The following is a 17259-nucleotide window of genomic DNA, read 5'->3' on the forward strand; positions in this document are numbered from 1 at the left end:
GCACCCATCGCCAGCCTCCGTCAAAGCTGGTTCCTCATGAATCACGCATTCGCCGCTAAGGGAATCCCAAAAATCACTTTTCTGCCAAAGTAGTGTTAGCGCGGGTGGCGGTGCGATCCGTTCGCCGACCGTCTGGCGCGGTGATCTGCCTTGGAGCACGCACTGTCGTCGTCGATTATAGGCGCGGTTGAAGCCGGTCAGCAGGATTTCGAGATCGGCGTGGCTGGCAACATTGATGCCCAATACCTCGCTGGCAATACGGCCATTGAAGCGTTCGACCATACCGTTGGTTTGCGGCGTATAAGGCTTTGTCGTGCGATGAATGACTTTGAGCTGCGCGCAGATGCGTTCAAAATCATCAGCTGTGAAGCAGGATCCCCGGTCCGTCAGGACATGGGTGATGCGGAACGGGAAGGCCTTTCTGGCAGCCTTGAGGAAGGTGATGGCGTTTGCGGCATTTTCGGCGTCGTAGACGTTGAGATGGACGAACCGTGAGCAGCGATCGATGGCCACATAAAGGAAGCGCTTGCGGATCTCGCCATCCGCGGTGCGCAGTTTGGGCAGATGTTTTACATCGATGTGCACGAAGCCCAGATCATAGTCTTTGAAGCTGCCTTGTCCTTTGCGCGGCTGCGTCACGGGTTTGGGCGGGCGGCGGTTGAGCCCCTCGGACTTAAGCACCCGATAGATGCTGTCGCGATTGAGGTGTGGCAGGAAATGCCGGAGCACGAAGGTGAGATCGTCCAGGGGGAAACCCGTGGCTCGGCGTACCGCGCAGATAATCGCGCGTTCTTCCTCGTTCATGCGCCAGGCCAGTTGTTTGGGCCGGCTCGAGCGATCCTGGACCGCCTGTTCTCCACGTTTGCGCCACTTGCGCACGGTTTCATCGCTTATGCCATAGCGCTTGGCCACGACGCTGGCGGGCTCAGCCGAACGGGCAATCTCCGCCCGTACAGCAGGTGTGGCTGGGCTTGGGGATGTATTTGCACCATCACGAAACCTCTTCAGCAAGTGCGGAAAAGCGCCACGCATGATCTGAGATGGCTTCATTTACCATGTCCCAATGATGTGTCGCAACCAGACACCTAGGGCCGACGGCGATTCAGAATAGCTATCGGCAAATTCTGATCCAGAGCGTGACGCCCCAGTCCATCATTAACTTAAGATATTGAATTATTTTATAAATATTCAATTAGAAATTTCCGACCCTATCCCGACGCCATCTCTCCTCCCGGACTGCGACTTAACACCCCCTGCCCTATCAAATCGCCCAAATAGCCCGCATAATTGCCCTTACCCAACCGCAGCGTCGCACGCTCAAGCCCGTTGTCGTCGATAAAGCCCATATGCCAGGCGATTTCCTCAGGACAGGCGATTTTCATGCCCTGCCGCCTTTCGAGGGTCGAGACGAATTCTGCCGCCTCCAGCAGGCTGTCGGGCGTGCCGGTGTCCAGCCAGGCATAACCGCGCCCCATTTCCATCACGCTCAACCGACCCCGCTCCAGATAGATCCGGTTCACATCGGTGATTTCCAGTTCCCCGCGCGGCGAAGGCTGGAGATTGGCGGCAATATCCACCACGGTGGCGTCATAGAAATACAGCCCCGTCACCGCCCAGTTCGACTTGGGGTTCAGCGGTTTTTCCTCAATCGAGACGGCCCGGCGCTGATCGTCGAATTCCACCACGCCATAGCGCTGCGGATCGGCCACGTGATAGGCAAAGACCGCCGCGCCATCGAGCGCGCTGCGCGCCTGCGCCATCTTTTCAGGCAGACCGTGGCCGAAGAAGATATTGTCGCCCAGCACCAGACAGGATGGCCCGCCCGCCAGAAATTCCGCGCCGATCGTAAAGGCCTGCGCCAGCCCCTTGGGCTCGGGCTGCACCGCATAGGTCAGCGAGACACCCCATTGGCTGCCATCGCCAAGCAGATGCTGAAAAGCGGGCGCATCATGGGGCGTGGTGATGATCAGGATCTCGCGGATCCCCGCCAGCATCAGCGTGGTCAGCGGATAATAGATCATCGGCTTGTCATAGACAGGCATCAACTGCTTCGAGAGCGCCAGCGTCATCGGATAGAGCCTGGTTCCGCTGCCCCCGGCCAGAATGATACCCTTCATACGGCAGGATCCTTTTGCGTGACGAGACGGGCGACAACGGGCTTCACCGCATCGCGCCATACGGGCAGTCGCAAGCCATAGGCCTCGGCCAGATGATCCCCGCAGAGCCGGGAATTGGCGGGCCGCGCGGCGGGGGTGGGGTAATCGGCGGTGGCGATGCGGCGCACGCGCGCCCATGGCCCGCCCTGTGCAGCGCTGGCGGCAAACACCGCCTCGGCCAGATCGGCCCAACTGCCCTCCCCGCTGCCGGCCATGTGGAAAACGCCGCGTGGGGCCTGATCGGGGGCGCCATAAAGCCGATGGGCCACCGCCAACACCGTGTCGGCAATATCGAGCGCGCTGGTGGGATTGCCGACCTGATCGGCCACCACGCCCAGTTCCTCGCGCGTTTGCGCCAGACGCAGCATGGTTTTGACGAAATTGCCGCCAAACGGACTGTAAACCCAGGCCGTGCGCAGGATCACCGCATCGGGCGCAGCGGCCAGCACCGCGTCCTCCCCCGCCAGTTTCGAGCGGCCATAGACGCCCAGCGGCGCCACCGGATCGCTTTCCACATAAGGCGCCATTTTGGTGCCATCAAACACATAGTCGGTGGAAATATGGATCACCGGCAAGCCCAGCGCCCGCGCCGCCGCCGCCACGGCCCCCGGCCCGGCGGCATTAACGGCAAAGGCGGCTTCCTCTTCGCTCTCGGCCCGGTCCACCGCGGTATAGGCGGCGGCCGAGACCACCACATCGGGCCGCACCGCCACAATTGCCGGAGCAATCGTGGCCGGATCGCCCAGATCCAGTTCTGGCCGCCCCAGCGCGATGATTTCCACCCCCGCGCCCGCCCGTTCGATGAGCGAGGTCACCACCTGTCCGGTCTTGCCGGTCACCGCGATCCTCATGCGGTTTTCTCCAGCAGACCCAGTCTTTCGCCGCCATAGCCATCGCGCAAAGGCTGCCACCACCACGCATTGTCGAGATACCACTGAACGGTCTTTTCGATGCCGCTGTCGAAATCCTCGCGCGCGCGCCAACCCAGCTCATTTTCCAGTCGCGTGGCGTCGATGGCATAGCGCGCATCATGGCCGGGGCGATCGGTGACGAAGCGGATCAGCTCCTCACGCGGGCGATCAGCGGGCACCAGCCGGTCCAAAACCTGACAGATGCGGCGTACCACATCGATATTGCGGCGTTCATTGCGCCCGCCGACATTATAGGTTTCCCCCGGCACGCCACGCTCGACGATCAGGTCCAGCGCGCGGGCATGATCCTCGACATAGAGCCAGTCGCGGATGTTCTCGCCCGCCCCGTAAACCGGCAGTTCCCGCCCCTCCAGCGCGTTGAGGATGGTGAGCGGAATCAGCTTTTCCGGGAAGTGATAGGGGCCGTAGTTGTTCGAGCAATTCGACACAACAATCGGCATGCCATAGGTGCGGTGCCATGCCTTGGCCAGATGGTCGCTGGCCGCTTTGGACGCGGAATAGGGGCTGGAGGGGTCATAGGGCGTGTCCTCGCGGAACAGCGCCTGCGGATCCTCGCTCAGGCTGCCGTAAACCTCGTCGGTCGAGACATGGAGGAAGCGGAACGCTGCCTTGTCCTTCAGTCCGTTCCAGTAATCGCGCGCCGCCTCGAGCAGGGTGAACGTGCCCACCACATTGGTCATGATGAAATCGGCAGCGCCCGTGATCGAGCGGTCAACATGACTTTCGGCGGCCAGATGCATGATGCGGTCGGGGCGGAAGTCATGGATTGCAGCCTTCATCGCGGCGCCGTCGCGGATGTCGGCATGCAGAAAGCGATGCTGCGCGCAGCCTTCGACCGCGCGCAGCGATGCCAGATTACCCGCATAGGTCAGAGCATCGATGGTGAGCACATCGTAGCCTTGTTCCAGCACCAGATGGCGCACCAGCGCCGAACCGATGAAACCGGCGCCCCCGGTGACGATAACGCGCATGCGATCAATCCTTTACGCTAAAATAGGGCGGCAGATCGGCCAGCAGCGGCTGCACCCGATCCTTGCCTGACAGCGTTTCGGCGTCGGCCAGATCGGGCCAGACGATCCCGATGGCCGGATCGTTCCACATCAGACCCTTGTCATGCTCAGGGCTGTAATAGCTAGTCACCCTATAGGTTACGACGCTGTCAGGCCGTAGCGTACAGAAACCATGGGCAAAGCCGACCGGAACCCAAAGCTGGTTGCATTTTTCCGCCGTCAGTTCGACCGCGATCCATTGGCCAAATGTCGGGGAATCATGGCGTATATCGACCGCCACATCCAGAATGGCCCCCGCAGCGCAGCGCACCAGCTTGCCCTGCCCCATGGGGTGCGTCTGAAAATGCAGGCCGCGAAGGGTGCCTACCCGCGCGGAAAGCGACTGGTTCTCCTGAACAAAGGTCACGTCACCCGCGAGCGGAGCAAACCCGTCCTCGCGAAACAACTCGGTGAAATAGCCGCGCTCATCCCCCAGCTTGCGCGGGATGATTTCGACCAGGCCGGATATATCGAAGGTTTTGCATTCCATGGATGGTTTTCGCTTGCATATAATAACAAGAGACCACCAACGAGACTGGTCTCCCTCGCTCCTGAATATTTGGCATTTCGCAAAATGCGCCTCAATGGAGTTTGGAACGGGTACGGATGCGCTTACCCGTGTTTCTTACCGACCTCGGTTATAATTTGCGTGATCTGCGGCACGATGGAGCATAGGCGCGACGCATGGGAGTCCGCTCGCACGGCAAACGCCTGCCGCTGTGAAAGTAGGGCGATACCAAAGACACCGCGCCCGCCGTATTTTGCCAATGGCCCCGGAGACAGACAGATTGTGCCGATCAGGATCGAGGACGAAATCTGCCGGATCACATACGTAACCGCTGTCCACCGAAAGATATTGATTTCATGCAAACCCGCATCCATGCGGAAGAAACTGTGGTGCTGCTGGGGAGGATTGAACTCGTCATTCTCCAGCCAAACACCTGAAAAGAAAAGAGATTTTTTCAGAGCCTGTTGCGGTTGTAATAGCCGGATGTAACGGCGGAGGCAAGGCCTTCGGCTAGGGTTGTGCAATCAGCGCTGCGAGGCAGCGTCAAGGGCGTGCAATCCGTCGCTGACAGTGTTTAGCCTCTTGTATGCTGCCATGAACTCAGGTGGCACAGGTCTGAGTTTCGGCGTGTGGGCCTCTGTCCATGCCCGCATGAACTGGTCGGGTGGGTCTGGAGTGTTGGGCGGGCAGAGGATCACGCTACCGTCAGGCAAGTCCCTCGTTCCGGCATGGAGCACTCGTAGGCTATGACCGCCAGCCTGTTCCAATTCCACCCGAATACAGAACCGGCCCTTGCTGGGGATTTCGTCCCCCTTGGCGTCATGGCTCACCTCTTCCGGTGAACGGTGGGCACGTAGGAAATCGTAGTCTGCATCGCTGACATCGAAGTCCGCCCAAAGCTGGGCTGTCTGGACATGGCCATGAGGGCTTTTGCCATGGCTATAGTAAGCTCGTGAAAGATGCAGGACACCCGTATAGCGGATCGTCTGGCCGCTCGGAAAATCGCGGTAGCTCGCTATGACATCGCCGCCGAAGGCGATCAGGAGGATGGACACGATGAAGCCAACGAAACCAAAAGCGAGGCTGGCTCCGATTCGTCGCCACACAGACGCGCCTTCGAAAACCCACCAGAAGCCTCCCAGCGCGAAAAGCCCTCCGATCCCTGCCACTGCCATCCATGGGTCGTCTTGCCCCTGATGAGGCGAAATCAGGATCGTTGCGGTGTTCATGCCGCCAAGGATGGCGGCGGCCACCCCCATCAACGCCAGCGTACCCAATCCGTAATACATACGCTTGATGTTCGTCGGCTGGGGTGTCTGCGTTTCAGATGTCATCTTAATGCTCTTGCCTGCAACCTCAATGGGCGTACCAGCAAGCAGAGGCGATGAAAATGGAAAGCGTATGCAGGCCGCACTTACCGGCCTAAAACCGCAAGTTAGTCACGCTGGGAAACTCAGACCATTGCGCGCATGAATTACCCCCGTTACCCCACACCCTGACAGGTATTTACCCAGTAGCCTGACCGGCGAGGGGTTCGGGGGGGCCACGGTGCGGCTGGCTACATGGAACTGCAACGGGGCGCTGCGCCGCAAGCTGGAGTATGCCGACGCTCTGGGGGCAGATGTACTGGTCATCCAAGAATGTGAAGAACCAACCCAGTCCACCGCCGCTTACCGAGACTGGGCGGGCGACCATGCTTGGGTCGGTTATGGCAAGAACAAGGGCATCGGCATCTTCCCTCGGCGGGGACAGACCATCGAGCGGCTGGATTGGCCAGCTAGGGCCTTTGAGTTGTTCCTGCCCGTCAGGATCGGTTGTGGCCTCGACATCGTGGGCGCGTGGACGCAGAACGCCTCTCCATCCAACACCGCCTACATCGGCCAGTTCTGGCATTACATGCAGGCTCACCGGAACAAGCTGGGGCCGCAGACCATCATCGCGGGCGACCTCAACAGCAACGCCATTTGGGACAAGCCACGCCGGGCGTGGAACCACTCAACCTGCGTTGACGAACTTGGGGCCGCCGGGTTCCGCAGCCTGTACCATCTAGCCACAGGTGAGAACCAAGGTGCCGAGGCCCAGCCCACCTTCTATCTCCACCGCTCAGACCTCAAACCGTACCACATCGACTATGTGTTCGCCCATGATGCGATGCTTGGAGGCGCCACCCCGGTGGTACAGGTGGGGCACCGGGCTGACTGGATCAGGGTCAGCGACCACATGCCGTTGGTGGTGGACCTTTACCTGAATACGCCCTACGGTTACGCAGGGGCAGTCAGACCTTAACACGCATGGGCTACCCCCGTGCCCCACCCCCTCTGCCCATTTCAGGGCGCTTAGCCAATCATGGGAAAGGGTAAGCCCTTGCCGGGCCACGCCAGCCCGTTAGCAGCCGCAGGCTTGCGCCCCTGCGCTACCCCAGCCGCAAGGCATGATGCCCCCGGTCGGGGCCAGCCGACACCCGGCCACCCTCGGCCCTGCCCCACCAAGCCCGCAAGGCTGTGTCTCTTTGGGGTGTACCTAACCGGGACAATCCCGTGAGACACAATTCACGTCTCAATAGGCTTGACTTTGATTTGTGAGACGGTCTAAGCGTGAAGGTCTAGACCTATGTGAGACAGTTCGCCATGCCCAACATCATCGGATACGCCCGCGTCAGCACCACCGACCAAGACTGCACTTTGCAGAGGCAGGCGCTAGACGCCGCAGGCTGTACCCTAGTCCGCAGTGAACAGCGCAGCGGTACCACCACCGAAGGAAGGGCTGAACTCGACTTGGTGTTGCAGCTACTCCAAGAGGGCGACACCCTGATGGTCACACGCATTGACCGGCTGGCCCGCTCGGTAGCAGACCTAGAGCGCATCGCCAGTGTGGTACGGGCCAAGGGGGCAAGCCTCAAAGCGACAGAGCAACCTATCGACACGTCCACGGCAGCCGGGACAGCCTTCTTTCAAATGCTGGGGGTGTTTGCCCAGTTCGAGACGGCCATACGCAAGGAGCGCCAACTAGAGGGCATCGCCAAGGCGAAGGCGGCGGGCGTGTACCGGGGCCGCAAGGCGACTGTGCCGGTGGATGCTGTGCGCAGCCTGCGGGCAGAAGGTGTAAGCCCAACCGAGATTGCCAAGCGACTGGGGATAGGCCGGGCCAGCGTCTACAGGGCGCTTGAGGCGGGGCAGCCAGACACAGCAGGAGGCGAGTAGCAGAAGTCGTCTGTGCGGCCTGTGGAGGCGGTTTGTGGGCGCAGCCCAAGGCAACCCTCCGAGCGGGCCAGTCGCACTGTACGGCCCTCCTGCGGGCTTCTGGTAGGTGCCGCCGCGCCGGTAAAGATACGTAAAAGATTTCAAGGCATTGAAGCGACCATGACTAATGCTTTTACCGCAGCCATAAAGCAGGCCGCCACGCACATAAACATGAATGAGCCGCGTCGTGCTGACGACGACAATTGGCCAAGCCCTGCCGACTTAGGTGGCGTCAATGATGGTCTAGCCTCCTCCGAAGGGATGGCGGCGGCAAACTCAGCGGATGCAAAGGCAGCACGCCGTGACAATCAGACCGAGTATGACCAAGCACTGAAAGCCTTCCATGAAGCTTGGCGGGAAAAGACCGGCTTTGCCGTGGCTGTCCCAAAGCAACCAACGGTCTACAAGCCGGGCCCAAAGGGTTCCTACGAACTATGGAAACGCGTTCTAGGCATTTACGAGGCGAAGCCCGCCATGCTCGACATGAACATCTCCAAGCTCACCAAATTTCTAGCCGAGAGTGAGCCGAACTTCGTTGTTACCCGCGCTATGCTAACTCGGTCACTGGGCAAAAACGTCGCCAGAGATGCAACGCGCAAGCTGGCTGGTCAGGGTTGGGACATCACAGTCAAACCGGATGACACGATTTCTACAATCCGCAAGAAGATGTTGGCCCAACGGGCTGGTGCTGCGGGCGTTGAGGTGGAAGTGTTTTCCGGCAAGTTCCAAATCCGTGGCAAGCGGGTGACTGTGAATGGCCGGGAATACGCCGTGTTAGACGATGGCAAGGGTGGGCGCAGAATACAGCTTGGCAGACGCTCGATTTCTCTCGACACCCTCAAAGAGGTATGCACGCGGGAGGATTAACTCCAGTGATCTTTAGTACAGAGTACAATAAGACAAATCACTACCAAGGCCATCTTTCTGTTTCGTGACCCGATTGGAGGAGAGCGCCCTCCGCGCTCATGCCTCCCCCGTCCACCCGCCAGCCGGGGGCATGGGGCGAACTTTCACCATCAGGAGCCAACCATTCCCAAATCCACGCGGCCTCACGGCCCACAATCTGACCCCCGTTTCCGGCTGCACCAGCGCCAGCCGCGTGCCGACAAGCTGGACGCCCGCCAGCGTCTCCTTTGCAAGGCCGACCACGCCTATCAGGACGCTCTGCGCCAGCGTGTCGGCAATCCCGACCGCTTCGCCGCCTTCATGGCGGGCATCGCCTCCTATCTCGATTTCGACCGCCCTTGCCCCGCCTGTGAGGGCGTGCGCCGCCGCACCCGTGACCGATCCTGCTACACCTGCCACCTGCGTCGGGGGCAAGCCAATTTCGCCCGCATGAAAGCCGGGGTGGCCCCCATCGTCACCCGCAACCGGGCCAGCCACCTTGACCTGTTACGCCGCCAGAAGGCCGAACGAGAGGGCCAAGGCATCACCCGCACCTTCGGCACCATCACCGCGACGCGATGGCCCACAGGGCGGCTGGAGGTCCATTTCCCGAACGGCACCAGCACGCCCGACCTCGCCAAGGCCATGCCCGCCAAAGCCATCTGGCAAGCCGCACAGCGTACACCGGACCTGTGGGAGGTGTTGGTCTGGGCGGGGTGGTATTGAGCCTTACCCACTGGCATTCCTTGTTGCCTTCGGTAAGCTCTCGCCATGACGGCTGCCCCTTTGCTCTTGAGCTTGCTGCTTGCGGCCTCCGTGGCCGGTGATACCTCTGAGGAGGCCACCCCGTCGCCATGCTATGACGTAGCGGTGAGGGCCAAGCTGATCGACCAGATACCCAGCATCATGCCCGAATGTGATGACTGCCTCATCATGTCATGGCCTTGGTTCGTTGACCTCAAGGTTGCCAGGGTCTTGGAAGGCCATTTGGACGACAAGGTGGTTACGGCGCTAGTGGTCCAGCACACCTATCATGTATCGCGTTATGGTGTCTGGAAACTGCGCCACAACGCGGTTGGCGGTTACAACGTCGTCCAAGGATTTGATAGCGACAAGCCCCCGGCACGATGCGCTGCGGGCACGCCACCGGCCAAGCCCTACATCCGCTCAAAGGACAAGTCCCTCGACGACCTCAGGAATGAGGGGATCAAGCAGTACGGCCACTATCCCAAGCAATGACCATGGCCCCCACCCTGCCTGCCCCTGACACCATGACGCTTGCCGACCATGGCGCCCAACTGTTTCGGGGCGCTGCACTCCACGACCTGCCCGCGCTGTTGGACGTGTTGGCCCCGCTACCCGCCGAGCAAGCCGGTGTCCGCATCAGCGGCCTTCCCGGCCTGCGCCCCTATCTCGCCCCCACAGGTTCCATTGGCATGATCGCCAGCCGTGCCTTGGGGGCCGAGGGCAAGGCGGTGCGTGCCATCCTGTTTGACAAGAGCGAGGGCACCAACTGGTCGCTGGCATGGCATCAGGACCGCACAATCTGCGTGAAGGAGCGGGTGGAGGTGGACGGCTTCGGCCCTTGGTCGGTGAAGGCCGGGCTGCACCATGTCGCCCCGCCGTTCGATGTGCTGGCCCGCATGGTCACGCTGCGGGTTCATCTGGACGATGTGCCCGCCACCAACGCGCCGCTGCTCATCGCGCCGGGGTCACATCGGCATGGCCGCGTGCCGGTGGATGCGGTGGAGGGCGTGGTGGCCCGCTGTGACACGATGGCCTGCCTTGCCTCGGCTGGCGACGTGTGGGCCTATGCCACGCCCATCCTGCACGCATCTGAGGCTGCCAGCCGACCGGCCCGGCGACGGGTGCTACAGGTTGATTTCAGCGCCGATGCTCTGCCCGGTGGGCTGGAATGGTTGGGGGTGTAGTCTCGGCACTCAAGCAGGCTGGAGGATGTCAGGCGCCTTGGGGCAGGCGTGCTGTTTGACCGCCAGCCTCAAGATGTCGTTGCGCCGATAATCATCGTCCCGCATGAAATCGACACTCACCCAACTGTCGGCATGGACAGCCCCGCCTTGAGGCTCCACTTGATGCCAAGCGAAGGTGACTTGCCCCATTCCATACTCGAAATGCTCACCGGCCACGCTCCACAGTTCATCGGCGTCAACGTTTTTGCTGGCATAGGGTTTGCCGGGGTGGAAACTTTCAAGGCAGCCTTGCACTGACTGATACATGCCGGTTCGGACCTCGTCACGCGCTTGCCTAACGTGGCTGATCTCTATGCCTGCCCCGTAGGACATGCCTCCAATCCACACCACAGCTAAGACCGTCGTGCCAATGGGGCGGCCCCTAAGCCACGCCAGCCTCGTCAAGGCCGCAAGCAGCAGTCCGCCACCGCCAATGATAGCAAAGATGAAATAATCCGGCTGGATCGCCTCGGGATGGGCCACCAAGTCAAAAACGATTTGGGCGGGTGCGGCGGACGTTAGCATCACCGTGCTGTTAGCATGGGTAAGACGAGGCAGCCAAGATGATGCGCCGCAGCCATTACCGCTTTGCCGTGAATGGCGGCAATCCATGGCCTTGGTAAGGCGGTATCTTCTCAATCTCCGCCAGCAACACAGCCACCGGCAACGCGCCCTTGCCATACTTGCCGCCCTGATGCTTGGGCGCGTGGCCTTGAATGCGGTCGGCCAGTTCCTCGGTGATGCCCACGATCCGGGCCTGTGTCTTGAAACGATGCCGCCAGCCGTGGTTGGGTTGGACGTTCGGGTCGGTCACGCCCAGCGAACGCACCCAATCGCTCAGGTCGGTCGCCCGCATCTTGGGAGCGGGATTGACCTCGTTGCCCGCCCCTTCGCGGTAGAACAGCGGCGTGTTGTCCCCCTGCTTGGCCAGCTTGGTGATGCCCTGCTCGATAAGATGGGGATGCAGGGGCACACGCCGGGCCTTGCCGTCTTTGGTCGATCCAGCCTCGGGCGTGACGTGAACCACCCAAACGCCTTGCTCCTGCCTTATGTCGCCAGCCCGTAGCTGGGTCATCTCTGCCACCCGCGCCCCAGTATAGGCGCAAAGCCACGGCACCCACCGCCGCGCCAAGGCGTGTTCGGGTGAGAGCCGGTCTGACTGGGGCTGTAGTGTGCCCCGCAAGATGGTGAGGGCTTCATCATCGGTCAGATCACGGTCACGCACCATCACCGCAGAGGGGCCGCGTACCTTCAACCCACTAGACGGGTTGGACGGTATAAGCTCATCATCATAGGCAAGGCCCAGGATCACCTTCACCGGAGGCAGGTAGCCATCTGCCACCGTCTTTTTGGCCAGCCCCTTGGCGATCAGCGTCTCGACCCACTTGTTGAGGTCGCCCCGCGATACTCGGGTCACGTCATCATGGCCGAGGTATTCCACAAAACTGGCCACGCGGGGGCGCCATCTGGCAATGGTCTTGGGGTTGGCCGATCCTGAGAGGGCGTAACGCTCGTACAGTCCGGTGATGGACGCGGCTGGGGGCATGGCTTCGGCCAGCCGGGCGACCAACTCTGCCCGCTGCTTAGCGGCAGCCTCGGCTTTCTTTTCCTGAAAGGCTGGGCCGTACTTGTCCTTTTCCATCAAAGCAATGGCGGCGCGAAGCTGCTCTAGCTCGGCGTCCTTTTCGCGGATCAGGTCGATGGCTGCGGCCTCTTCGGGGGTCAGCATGGCGGTGCTGGTGGCCCGCCGCTTGTGCCATAGCGTGCGAAGCTCTGAGCGGGCTTCTCGGCGCTCCTCGCTCTCTCTGGCAAGGGCTGCCATGGCGGCTGCCTCTTCGCGTTCACGTGCCTGTGCAGCCGGGCCTATGGTGGGCTGAGGTTGGTCCTGCGCGATCTTTGCGCGGGCTTCGTCAATCTGCCTGCCGGTATCGACGATGTGCGGCACGCGCAGCCGCTTGGCTGTCTCGTGGTCCTTGGTGTTGAGGCTGATGTTCCACTCGGTCCGGGGCTTGCCCGAGGCGGTCAGGATGAGGCCCTGCGCGATAATGTCCTTGGGGACGGGGCGGCGGAAACGATAGGTCGAACCAACTTTTATGAGGTAGCTGCACATGTGCGCCTCCGTTACGATTGTAACAGGCGACTGTCAAAAGCCCTTGTTTTCGTTGGTTTCCCCGTGTTTCCGGGGGAACTGTGGTGCTGCTGGGGAGGATTGAACTCCCGACCTCAGCCTTACCAAGGATGCGCTCTACCACTGAGCTACAGCAGCACACCACAGTCATCGCCGGTGCGACCAGTGCCGCAGCGGAGGCGCGCTAATGGCCGGGGGTCGAAGGAATGTCAAGCGCCCTTCCTGCATTTTTGCAAAAGGGTTGCTTGAAGTCTGCCTCGACCTTCGCCAAACAGGGCGCACAAGATGAGAAAAATCCGATGAGCAGCACCGAAAAACCCGACAATTCCAAGCCTTCGCGTGAAGAACGGCTCGCGGCCAAGCTGCGCGAAAATCTTCGCCGCCGCAAAGCGCAGAGCCGCGCGATGGAGGACGCCCATGCCCCGACGGGTGATTCGCAAGCATGATGCCCCCGCTTTTTCTCATGCGTACACGCACACCCACGCACGCGCGAAATTCGGGCAAATCCTTGCTTCCCATTATCGCGGCAAAGGGCTAGGGCCGCGATAAAGGTGTATTCACGCTGCATTTGAGGGAGTGCCAGAACCCGTGCCTCGTCTGATTCTCGTCCGTCATGGTCAAAGCCAATGGAACCTTGAAAACCGCTTCACCGGCTGGTGGGACGTGGATCTTACCGAAAAGGGCGAGGGCGAAGCTCGCGCGGCCGGCGCTCTGCTGAAAGAAAAGGGCATCCTGCCGACGGTAGCTTTCACCTCGGTTCAGACCCGCGCGATCCGCACGCTGCATCTGGCGCTGGAAACGGCGGGCCGGGTGTGGATCCCCGAATATAAGGACTGGCACCTCAATGAACGCCACTATGGCGGGCTGACCGGTCTGGACAAGGCCGAGACGGCCGCCAAGCATGGCGACGAGCAGGTCAAGATCTGGCGCCGTTCGTTCGACGTGCCGCCCCCGGTGCTGGAAGACGGCAGCGAGTTCGATCTCAAGCAGGACGCGCGCTATGCCGGGATCGACATTCCCAGCACCGAATCGCTGAAACTGACCATCGAGCGCGTGCTGCCTTATTATGAAAGCACGATCGCACCGGAACTGGCCAAGGGCGAAACGGTGATCGTGGCCGCCCATGGCAATTCGCTGCGCGCGCTGGTCAAGCATCTGTCGAATATTTCGGATGCGGATATCCTCAATCTGGAGATCCCCACCGGCCAGCCCATCGTCTATGAGTTGGACGATAATCTGAATGCGCTCGAACGCTACTACCTGTCGGAGAGGTAAGAACAATGACCCGTCCCGGAGCCGTCGTTTCCATCGTCATGGGCAGCCAGTCGGACTGGCATACGATGAAGAAAGCCGCTGACATTCTGACGCAACTGGGCGTGGCCCATGATGTGCGGATCGTGTCGGCCCATCGCACGCCCGACCGTCTGGTCGAATTTGCCAAGAATGCCGCCGATGAAGGCTTCAAGGTCATCATCGCGGGCGCGGGCGGCGCGGCGCATCTGCCGGGCATGGTCGCCTCGATGACGCATCTGCCGGTGCTGGGCGTTCCGGTTCAGTCCAAGGCGCTTTCGGGTCAGGATTCGCTGCTCTCCATCGTCCAGATGCCTGCCGGTGTTCCTGTCGGCTGTCTGGCCATTGGTGAGCCGGGCGCGACCAATGCGGGCCTGCTGGCCGCCAAGATCCTTGCCACCAGCGACGAAGCGCTGGCCGCGCGCGTGAAGGAATTCCGCGTGGCGCAGACCGAAAGCGTGGCGGAGCGCCCGGAATAAGGCATGATTGCTCCGGGTGAAACGATCGGCATTCTGGGTGGCGGCCAACTGGGCCGAATGATGGCCTTTGCCGCCGCCCGTCTTGGTTATCGCGTGCATATCTTTGCGCCTGAGGCCGACAGTATCGCGGCTGAGGTCTGCAGCCGCTTTACCTGTGCGGACTATACCGACGAGGCGGCCTTGGCGCGCTTTGCGGCGGATTGCGCGGTCATCACCTATGAGTTTGAAAATGTGCCGGTCGCGCCGCTGGCCGCGGTCGGCGCAACGCCCCTGCTGCCCCATCCGCGCGCGCTGGAAACGGCGCAGGATCGCTTGAACGAAAAGCGGTTTGTGAGCGAACTGGGCGGGCGTCCGGCGCCTTTCATGGCGGTGGATGGGGGGGCCGCAAACCCAATGGGGGATCTGGCCCGCGCGGTCGCTGAAATCGGCACGCCGGGCATTTTGAAGACCCGCCGCGACGGCTATGACGGCAAGGGTCAGTGGCGGATAAAAAGCGAGGCTGATCTGGCCGGGCTGGATCTGCCGCCTCAGGCGCTGATCTACGAAGGCTTCGTCACCTTTTTTGCCGAATTTTCCGTGATTCTGGCCCGCGCCGCCGATGGCAGCGTGCAGTTCTGGGATAGCGCGGAAAATGTCCATGTGAACGGCATTCTCGACACATCGACCGTGCCCGCCAGCGCAGGCATCGCCGCACAGGTGCCGCAGGCGCGCGCCTTGGCGCAGAAGGTGGCCGAGGCGCTCGATTATGTCGGCGTGCTGACGCTGGAATTTTTCGCGACCGAAGACGGGCCGGTGTTCAACGAAATGGCGCCCCGCGTCCATAATTCGGGCCACTGGACCATCGAGGGCGCGATCACCAGCCAGTTCGAGAACCATATTCGCGCCGTTTGCGGCCTGCCGCTGGGGCTGACCACGCTGGCGGTTCCCGGCGCGCGGATGCTGAACCTGATCGGCGATGATGCCCATGATTGGCCCAAGATCCTGTCCGATCCGGCCAACCACCTGCATCTCTATGGCAAGGCAGCGGCGCGGCCCGGACGCAAGATGGGCCATGTCACCCGCCTGAAGCTTGAGGCGTGAGCAGAGGATAATGGCGCGGATCACCTTTGTTGTGGCCCGCGCGGCCAATGGTGTGATCGGCGCCGATGGCACGATGCCATGGCATTTGCCCGCTGACCTGCGCCACTTCAAGGCCAAGACCATAGGCAAGCCGATGATCATGGGGCGCAAAACGTTTGAATCCCTGCCCGGATTGCTGCCCGGCCGCCGCCATATCGTGATGACCCGCGATGCGGCGTGGGATGCGCCCGGCGCAGAGGTTGCGCCCGACCTGAATGGCGCGCTGGCGCTGGCGGGCGATGTGGATGAGGTTTGCGTGGTGGGCGGCGGGCAGGTCTATGCCCAGTTCATGCCCATCGCCCACCGCATCGAATTGACCGAAATCGACGCAAACCCCGAGGGCGACACGCATTTCCCCCTGATGATCGGCCCTGAATGGGTCGAAACCGCCCGCGAAGAGCATCCTGCCCAAGAGGGCAGACCGGCTTTTGCCTTTGTCACGCTGGAAAGGGCGGGATAGGCGCTTTTTTCCATGATCCGTCTCGATTCCCGCCAGCCCATTCCCGAAGCCTTACGCGGCGCGATCATCGCGCTGGGCAATTTCGACGGCTTTCATCTGGGCCATCAGGCCGTGGTGGGCGAGGCCCTGCGCTGGGCCCGCGCCGAGGGGCGGCCCGCGATTGTCGCCACCTTTTCGCCCCATCCGGTCGAGTTTTTCGCCCCCGGTTCGCCTCCGTTCCGCCTCTCGACGCTGGAGCAGCGCGAGGAATGGTTTGCGCAGGCCGGGGCCGACGCCATGCTGGTTTTTGCGTTTGACGCGGCCATGGCGGCCAGCAGCGCGCATGACTGGGTCTATGACGTGCTGGGCCGCCAATTGGGCGCGGCGGGCGTGGTGACGGGCGAGGATTTCACCTTTGGCAAGGGCCGATCCGGCTCGGTCGATACATTGCGCGCGATGGGGGCCGAGATCGGCCTTGGCGCAAAGGCGGTGGGCGCGGTGATGGAGGGGGGCGAGATCGTCTCCTCCAGCCGCATTCGCCGTGCGCTGACCTCTGGCGATATTGCGACTGCCACGCGCCTTTTGACGCGGCCCTTTGCCATGCGCGCCGCCGTCCAGCATGGCGACAAGCTGGGCCGCGAAATCGGCTTTCCTACGGCCAATATGGCGCTGGGTGACTATCTTCGGCCCGCTTATGGGATTTACGCGGTGACGGGACGCCTGCCCGATGGGCGCGTTTTGAAGGGCGCGGCCAATATCGGCATCCGCCCCCATTTCGATCCGCCCAAGGAACTGCTCGAACCGCATTTCTTCGACTTCTCCGGCGACCTCTATGGGCAGGAGATCGAGATCGGGTTTCATGCGTTTTTGCGGGCAGAGGCGAAGTTCGATTCGCTCGATGCCTTGATCGCGCAGATCGGGCGGGATTGTGATGAGGCGCGGAAGGTTTTGGAGGGGGTTTAAGATGCGAGGGTCTCGACCCTCGCGCTCCCTTTACTGTCTTTGTCGCGCTATGGGTTCAGCGTCAGGTGTCGGACGCGGCGTTGAGTTTTCAAAGCCTGCGGC

The 17259-nt window shown here is 61.6% G+C and carries 21 protein-coding genes, 1 tRNA gene and 1 pseudogene; 12 read left to right on the forward strand and 11 right to left on the reverse strand.

Going from position 1 to position 17259, the window contains the following annotated elements:
- Positions 1 to 114 precede the first annotated feature (114 nt).
- From FHW96_RS07675 to FHW96_RS07705, 7 genes and pseudogenes are all read right to left on the reverse strand, one after another.
- Positions 115 to 992 (reverse strand): annotated as a pseudogene (locus FHW96_RS07675) (IS481 family transposase); the annotation flags it as partial.
- Positions 993 to 1208: 216 nt separating this feature from the next.
- Positions 1209 to 2117 carry a glucose-1-phosphate thymidylyltransferase RfbA gene (rfbA, locus tag FHW96_RS07680; RefSeq protein ID WP_172339983.1) on the reverse strand — a complete coding sequence of 303 codons (909 nt, stop codon included), beginning with the start codon at positions 2115 to 2117 and terminating at the stop codon, positions 1209 to 1211.
- Positions 2114 to 3007: a dTDP-4-dehydrorhamnose reductase gene (gene rfbD, locus FHW96_RS07685; protein ID WP_172339984.1), complete on the reverse strand. Its 894-nt coding sequence runs from the start codon at positions 3005 to 3007 to the stop codon at positions 2114 to 2116. The genes rfbA and rfbD overlap by 4 nt, the downstream gene beginning before the upstream one ends.
- A complete protein-coding gene (gene rfbB, locus FHW96_RS07690) occupies positions 3004 to 4059 on the reverse strand; it encodes a dTDP-glucose 4,6-dehydratase (protein ID WP_172339985.1) in 1056 nt (351 codons plus the stop codon). Before rfbB ends, rfbD begins: the two co-directional genes overlap by 4 nt.
- Before the next feature lie 4 nt (positions 4060 to 4063).
- Complete coding sequence (gene rfbC, locus FHW96_RS07695; RefSeq protein WP_172339986.1) at positions 4064 to 4627, reverse strand: dTDP-4-dehydrorhamnose 3,5-epimerase; 564 nt, start codon at positions 4625 to 4627, stop codon at positions 4064 to 4066.
- A gap of 122 nt (positions 4628 to 4749) precedes the next feature.
- A complete protein-coding gene (locus FHW96_RS07700; RefSeq protein ID WP_172339987.1) occupies positions 4750 to 5169 on the reverse strand; it encodes a hypothetical protein in 420 nt (139 codons plus the stop codon).
- Positions 5170 to 5979, reverse strand: coding sequence for a hypothetical protein (locus FHW96_RS07705; protein ID WP_172339989.1), 810 nt, complete (start codon positions 5977 to 5979; stop codon positions 5170 to 5172).
- A gap of 214 nt (positions 5980 to 6193) precedes the next feature.
- Here FHW96_RS07705 and FHW96_RS07710 point away from each other — a divergent pair, with 214 nt between their 5' ends.
- The 3 genes from FHW96_RS07710 (at position 6194) to FHW96_RS07720 (ending at position 8751) form a co-directional block, all read left to right on the forward strand.
- On the forward strand, positions 6194 to 6931 hold the full coding sequence (locus FHW96_RS07710) for an endonuclease/exonuclease/phosphatase family protein (RefSeq protein ID WP_172339990.1): 738 nt from the start codon (positions 6194 to 6196) through the stop codon (positions 6929 to 6931).
- Positions 6932 to 7272: 341 nt separating this feature from the next.
- A complete protein-coding gene (locus FHW96_RS07715) occupies positions 7273 to 7845 on the forward strand; it encodes a recombinase family protein (protein ID WP_172339991.1) in 573 nt (190 codons plus the stop codon).
- A 159-nt stretch (positions 7846 to 8004) separates the two neighbouring features.
- Positions 8005 to 8751, forward strand: a complete 747-nt coding sequence (locus tag FHW96_RS07720; protein ID WP_172339992.1) for a hypothetical protein — start codon at positions 8005 to 8007, stop codon at positions 8749 to 8751.
- 96 nt (positions 8752 to 8847) lie between these two features.
- On the opposite strand, the gene FHW96_RS07725 is transcribed toward FHW96_RS07720, so the two are convergent.
- Entirely contained in the window at positions 8848 to 9189 is a 342-nt protein-coding gene (locus FHW96_RS07725) for a hypothetical protein (RefSeq protein WP_172339993.1), read from the reverse strand.
- Positions 9190 to 9219: 30 nt separating this feature from the next.
- On the opposite strand from FHW96_RS07725, the gene FHW96_RS07730 reads away from it, so the two are divergent.
- From FHW96_RS07730 to FHW96_RS07740, 3 genes are read left to right on the forward strand one after another with little or no spacing between them, the layout of a single operon-like run.
- A complete protein-coding gene (locus FHW96_RS07730; RefSeq protein ID WP_172339994.1) occupies positions 9220 to 9495 on the forward strand; it encodes a hypothetical protein in 276 nt (91 codons plus the stop codon).
- A 45-nt stretch (positions 9496 to 9540) separates the two neighbouring features.
- Complete coding sequence (locus FHW96_RS07735) at positions 9541 to 10008, forward strand: hypothetical protein (RefSeq protein ID WP_172339995.1); 468 nt, start codon at positions 9541 to 9543, stop codon at positions 10006 to 10008.
- A 32-nt stretch (positions 10009 to 10040) separates the two neighbouring features.
- The gene (locus FHW96_RS07740; RefSeq protein WP_216650829.1) at positions 10041 to 10700 is read left to right on the forward strand and encodes a phytanoyl-CoA dioxygenase family protein; all 660 of its coding nucleotides are present in this window, start codon (positions 10041 to 10043) and stop codon (positions 10698 to 10700) included.
- A 9-nt stretch (positions 10701 to 10709) separates the two neighbouring features.
- On the opposite strand, the gene FHW96_RS07745 is transcribed toward FHW96_RS07740, so the two are convergent.
- The 3 genes from FHW96_RS07745 to FHW96_RS07755 form a co-directional block, all read right to left on the reverse strand.
- Positions 10710 to 11264 carry a hypothetical protein gene (locus FHW96_RS07745; protein ID WP_172339996.1) on the reverse strand — a complete coding sequence of 185 codons (555 nt, stop codon included), beginning with the start codon at positions 11262 to 11264 and terminating at the stop codon, positions 10710 to 10712.
- Positions 11265 to 11319: 55 nt separating this feature from the next.
- Complete coding sequence (locus FHW96_RS07750) at positions 11320 to 12849, reverse strand: DUF6538 domain-containing protein (protein WP_172339997.1); 1530 nt, start codon at positions 12847 to 12849, stop codon at positions 11320 to 11322.
- Positions 12850 to 12930: 81 nt separating this feature from the next.
- Positions 12931 to 13005: transfer RNA gene (locus FHW96_RS07755), tRNA-Thr, on the reverse strand.
- Between the two features lie 161 nt (positions 13006 to 13166).
- On the opposite strand from FHW96_RS07755, the gene FHW96_RS07760 reads away from it, so the two are divergent.
- The 6 genes from FHW96_RS07760 to FHW96_RS07785 all read left to right on the forward strand — a co-directional run bounded on the left by FHW96_RS07760 (position 13167) and on the right by FHW96_RS07785 (position 17157).
- On the forward strand, positions 13167 to 13313 hold the full coding sequence (locus FHW96_RS07760; RefSeq protein ID WP_172339998.1) for a hypothetical protein: 147 nt from the start codon (positions 13167 to 13169) through the stop codon (positions 13311 to 13313).
- Between the two features lie 142 nt (positions 13314 to 13455).
- The gene (gene gpmA / locus FHW96_RS07765) at positions 13456 to 14142 is read left to right on the forward strand and encodes a 2,3-diphosphoglycerate-dependent phosphoglycerate mutase (RefSeq protein ID WP_172339999.1); all 687 of its coding nucleotides are present in this window, start codon (positions 13456 to 13458) and stop codon (positions 14140 to 14142) included.
- A 5-nt stretch (positions 14143 to 14147) separates the two neighbouring features.
- The gene (gene purE, locus FHW96_RS07770) at positions 14148 to 14636 is read left to right on the forward strand and encodes a 5-(carboxyamino)imidazole ribonucleotide mutase (RefSeq protein WP_172340000.1); all 489 of its coding nucleotides are present in this window, start codon (positions 14148 to 14150) and stop codon (positions 14634 to 14636) included.
- 3 nt (positions 14637 to 14639) lie between these two features.
- Positions 14640 to 15716 carry a 5-(carboxyamino)imidazole ribonucleotide synthase gene (locus FHW96_RS07775; protein ID WP_172340001.1) on the forward strand — a complete coding sequence of 359 codons (1077 nt, stop codon included), beginning with the start codon at positions 14640 to 14642 and terminating at the stop codon, positions 15714 to 15716.
- Between the two features lie 10 nt (positions 15717 to 15726).
- Positions 15727 to 16215, forward strand: coding sequence for a dihydrofolate reductase (locus FHW96_RS07780; RefSeq protein WP_172340003.1), 489 nt, complete (start codon positions 15727 to 15729; stop codon positions 16213 to 16215).
- A gap of 12 nt (positions 16216 to 16227) precedes the next feature.
- Entirely contained in the window at positions 16228 to 17157 is a 930-nt protein-coding gene (locus tag FHW96_RS07785; RefSeq protein WP_172340004.1) for a bifunctional riboflavin kinase/FAD synthetase, read from the forward strand.
- Positions 17158 to 17259: the final 102 nt, after the last annotated feature.

The sequence above is a fragment of the Novosphingobium sp. SG751A genome, assembly GCF_013149295.1.
Taxonomy (GTDB): domain Bacteria; phylum Pseudomonadota; class Alphaproteobacteria; order Sphingomonadales; family Sphingomonadaceae; genus Novosphingobium.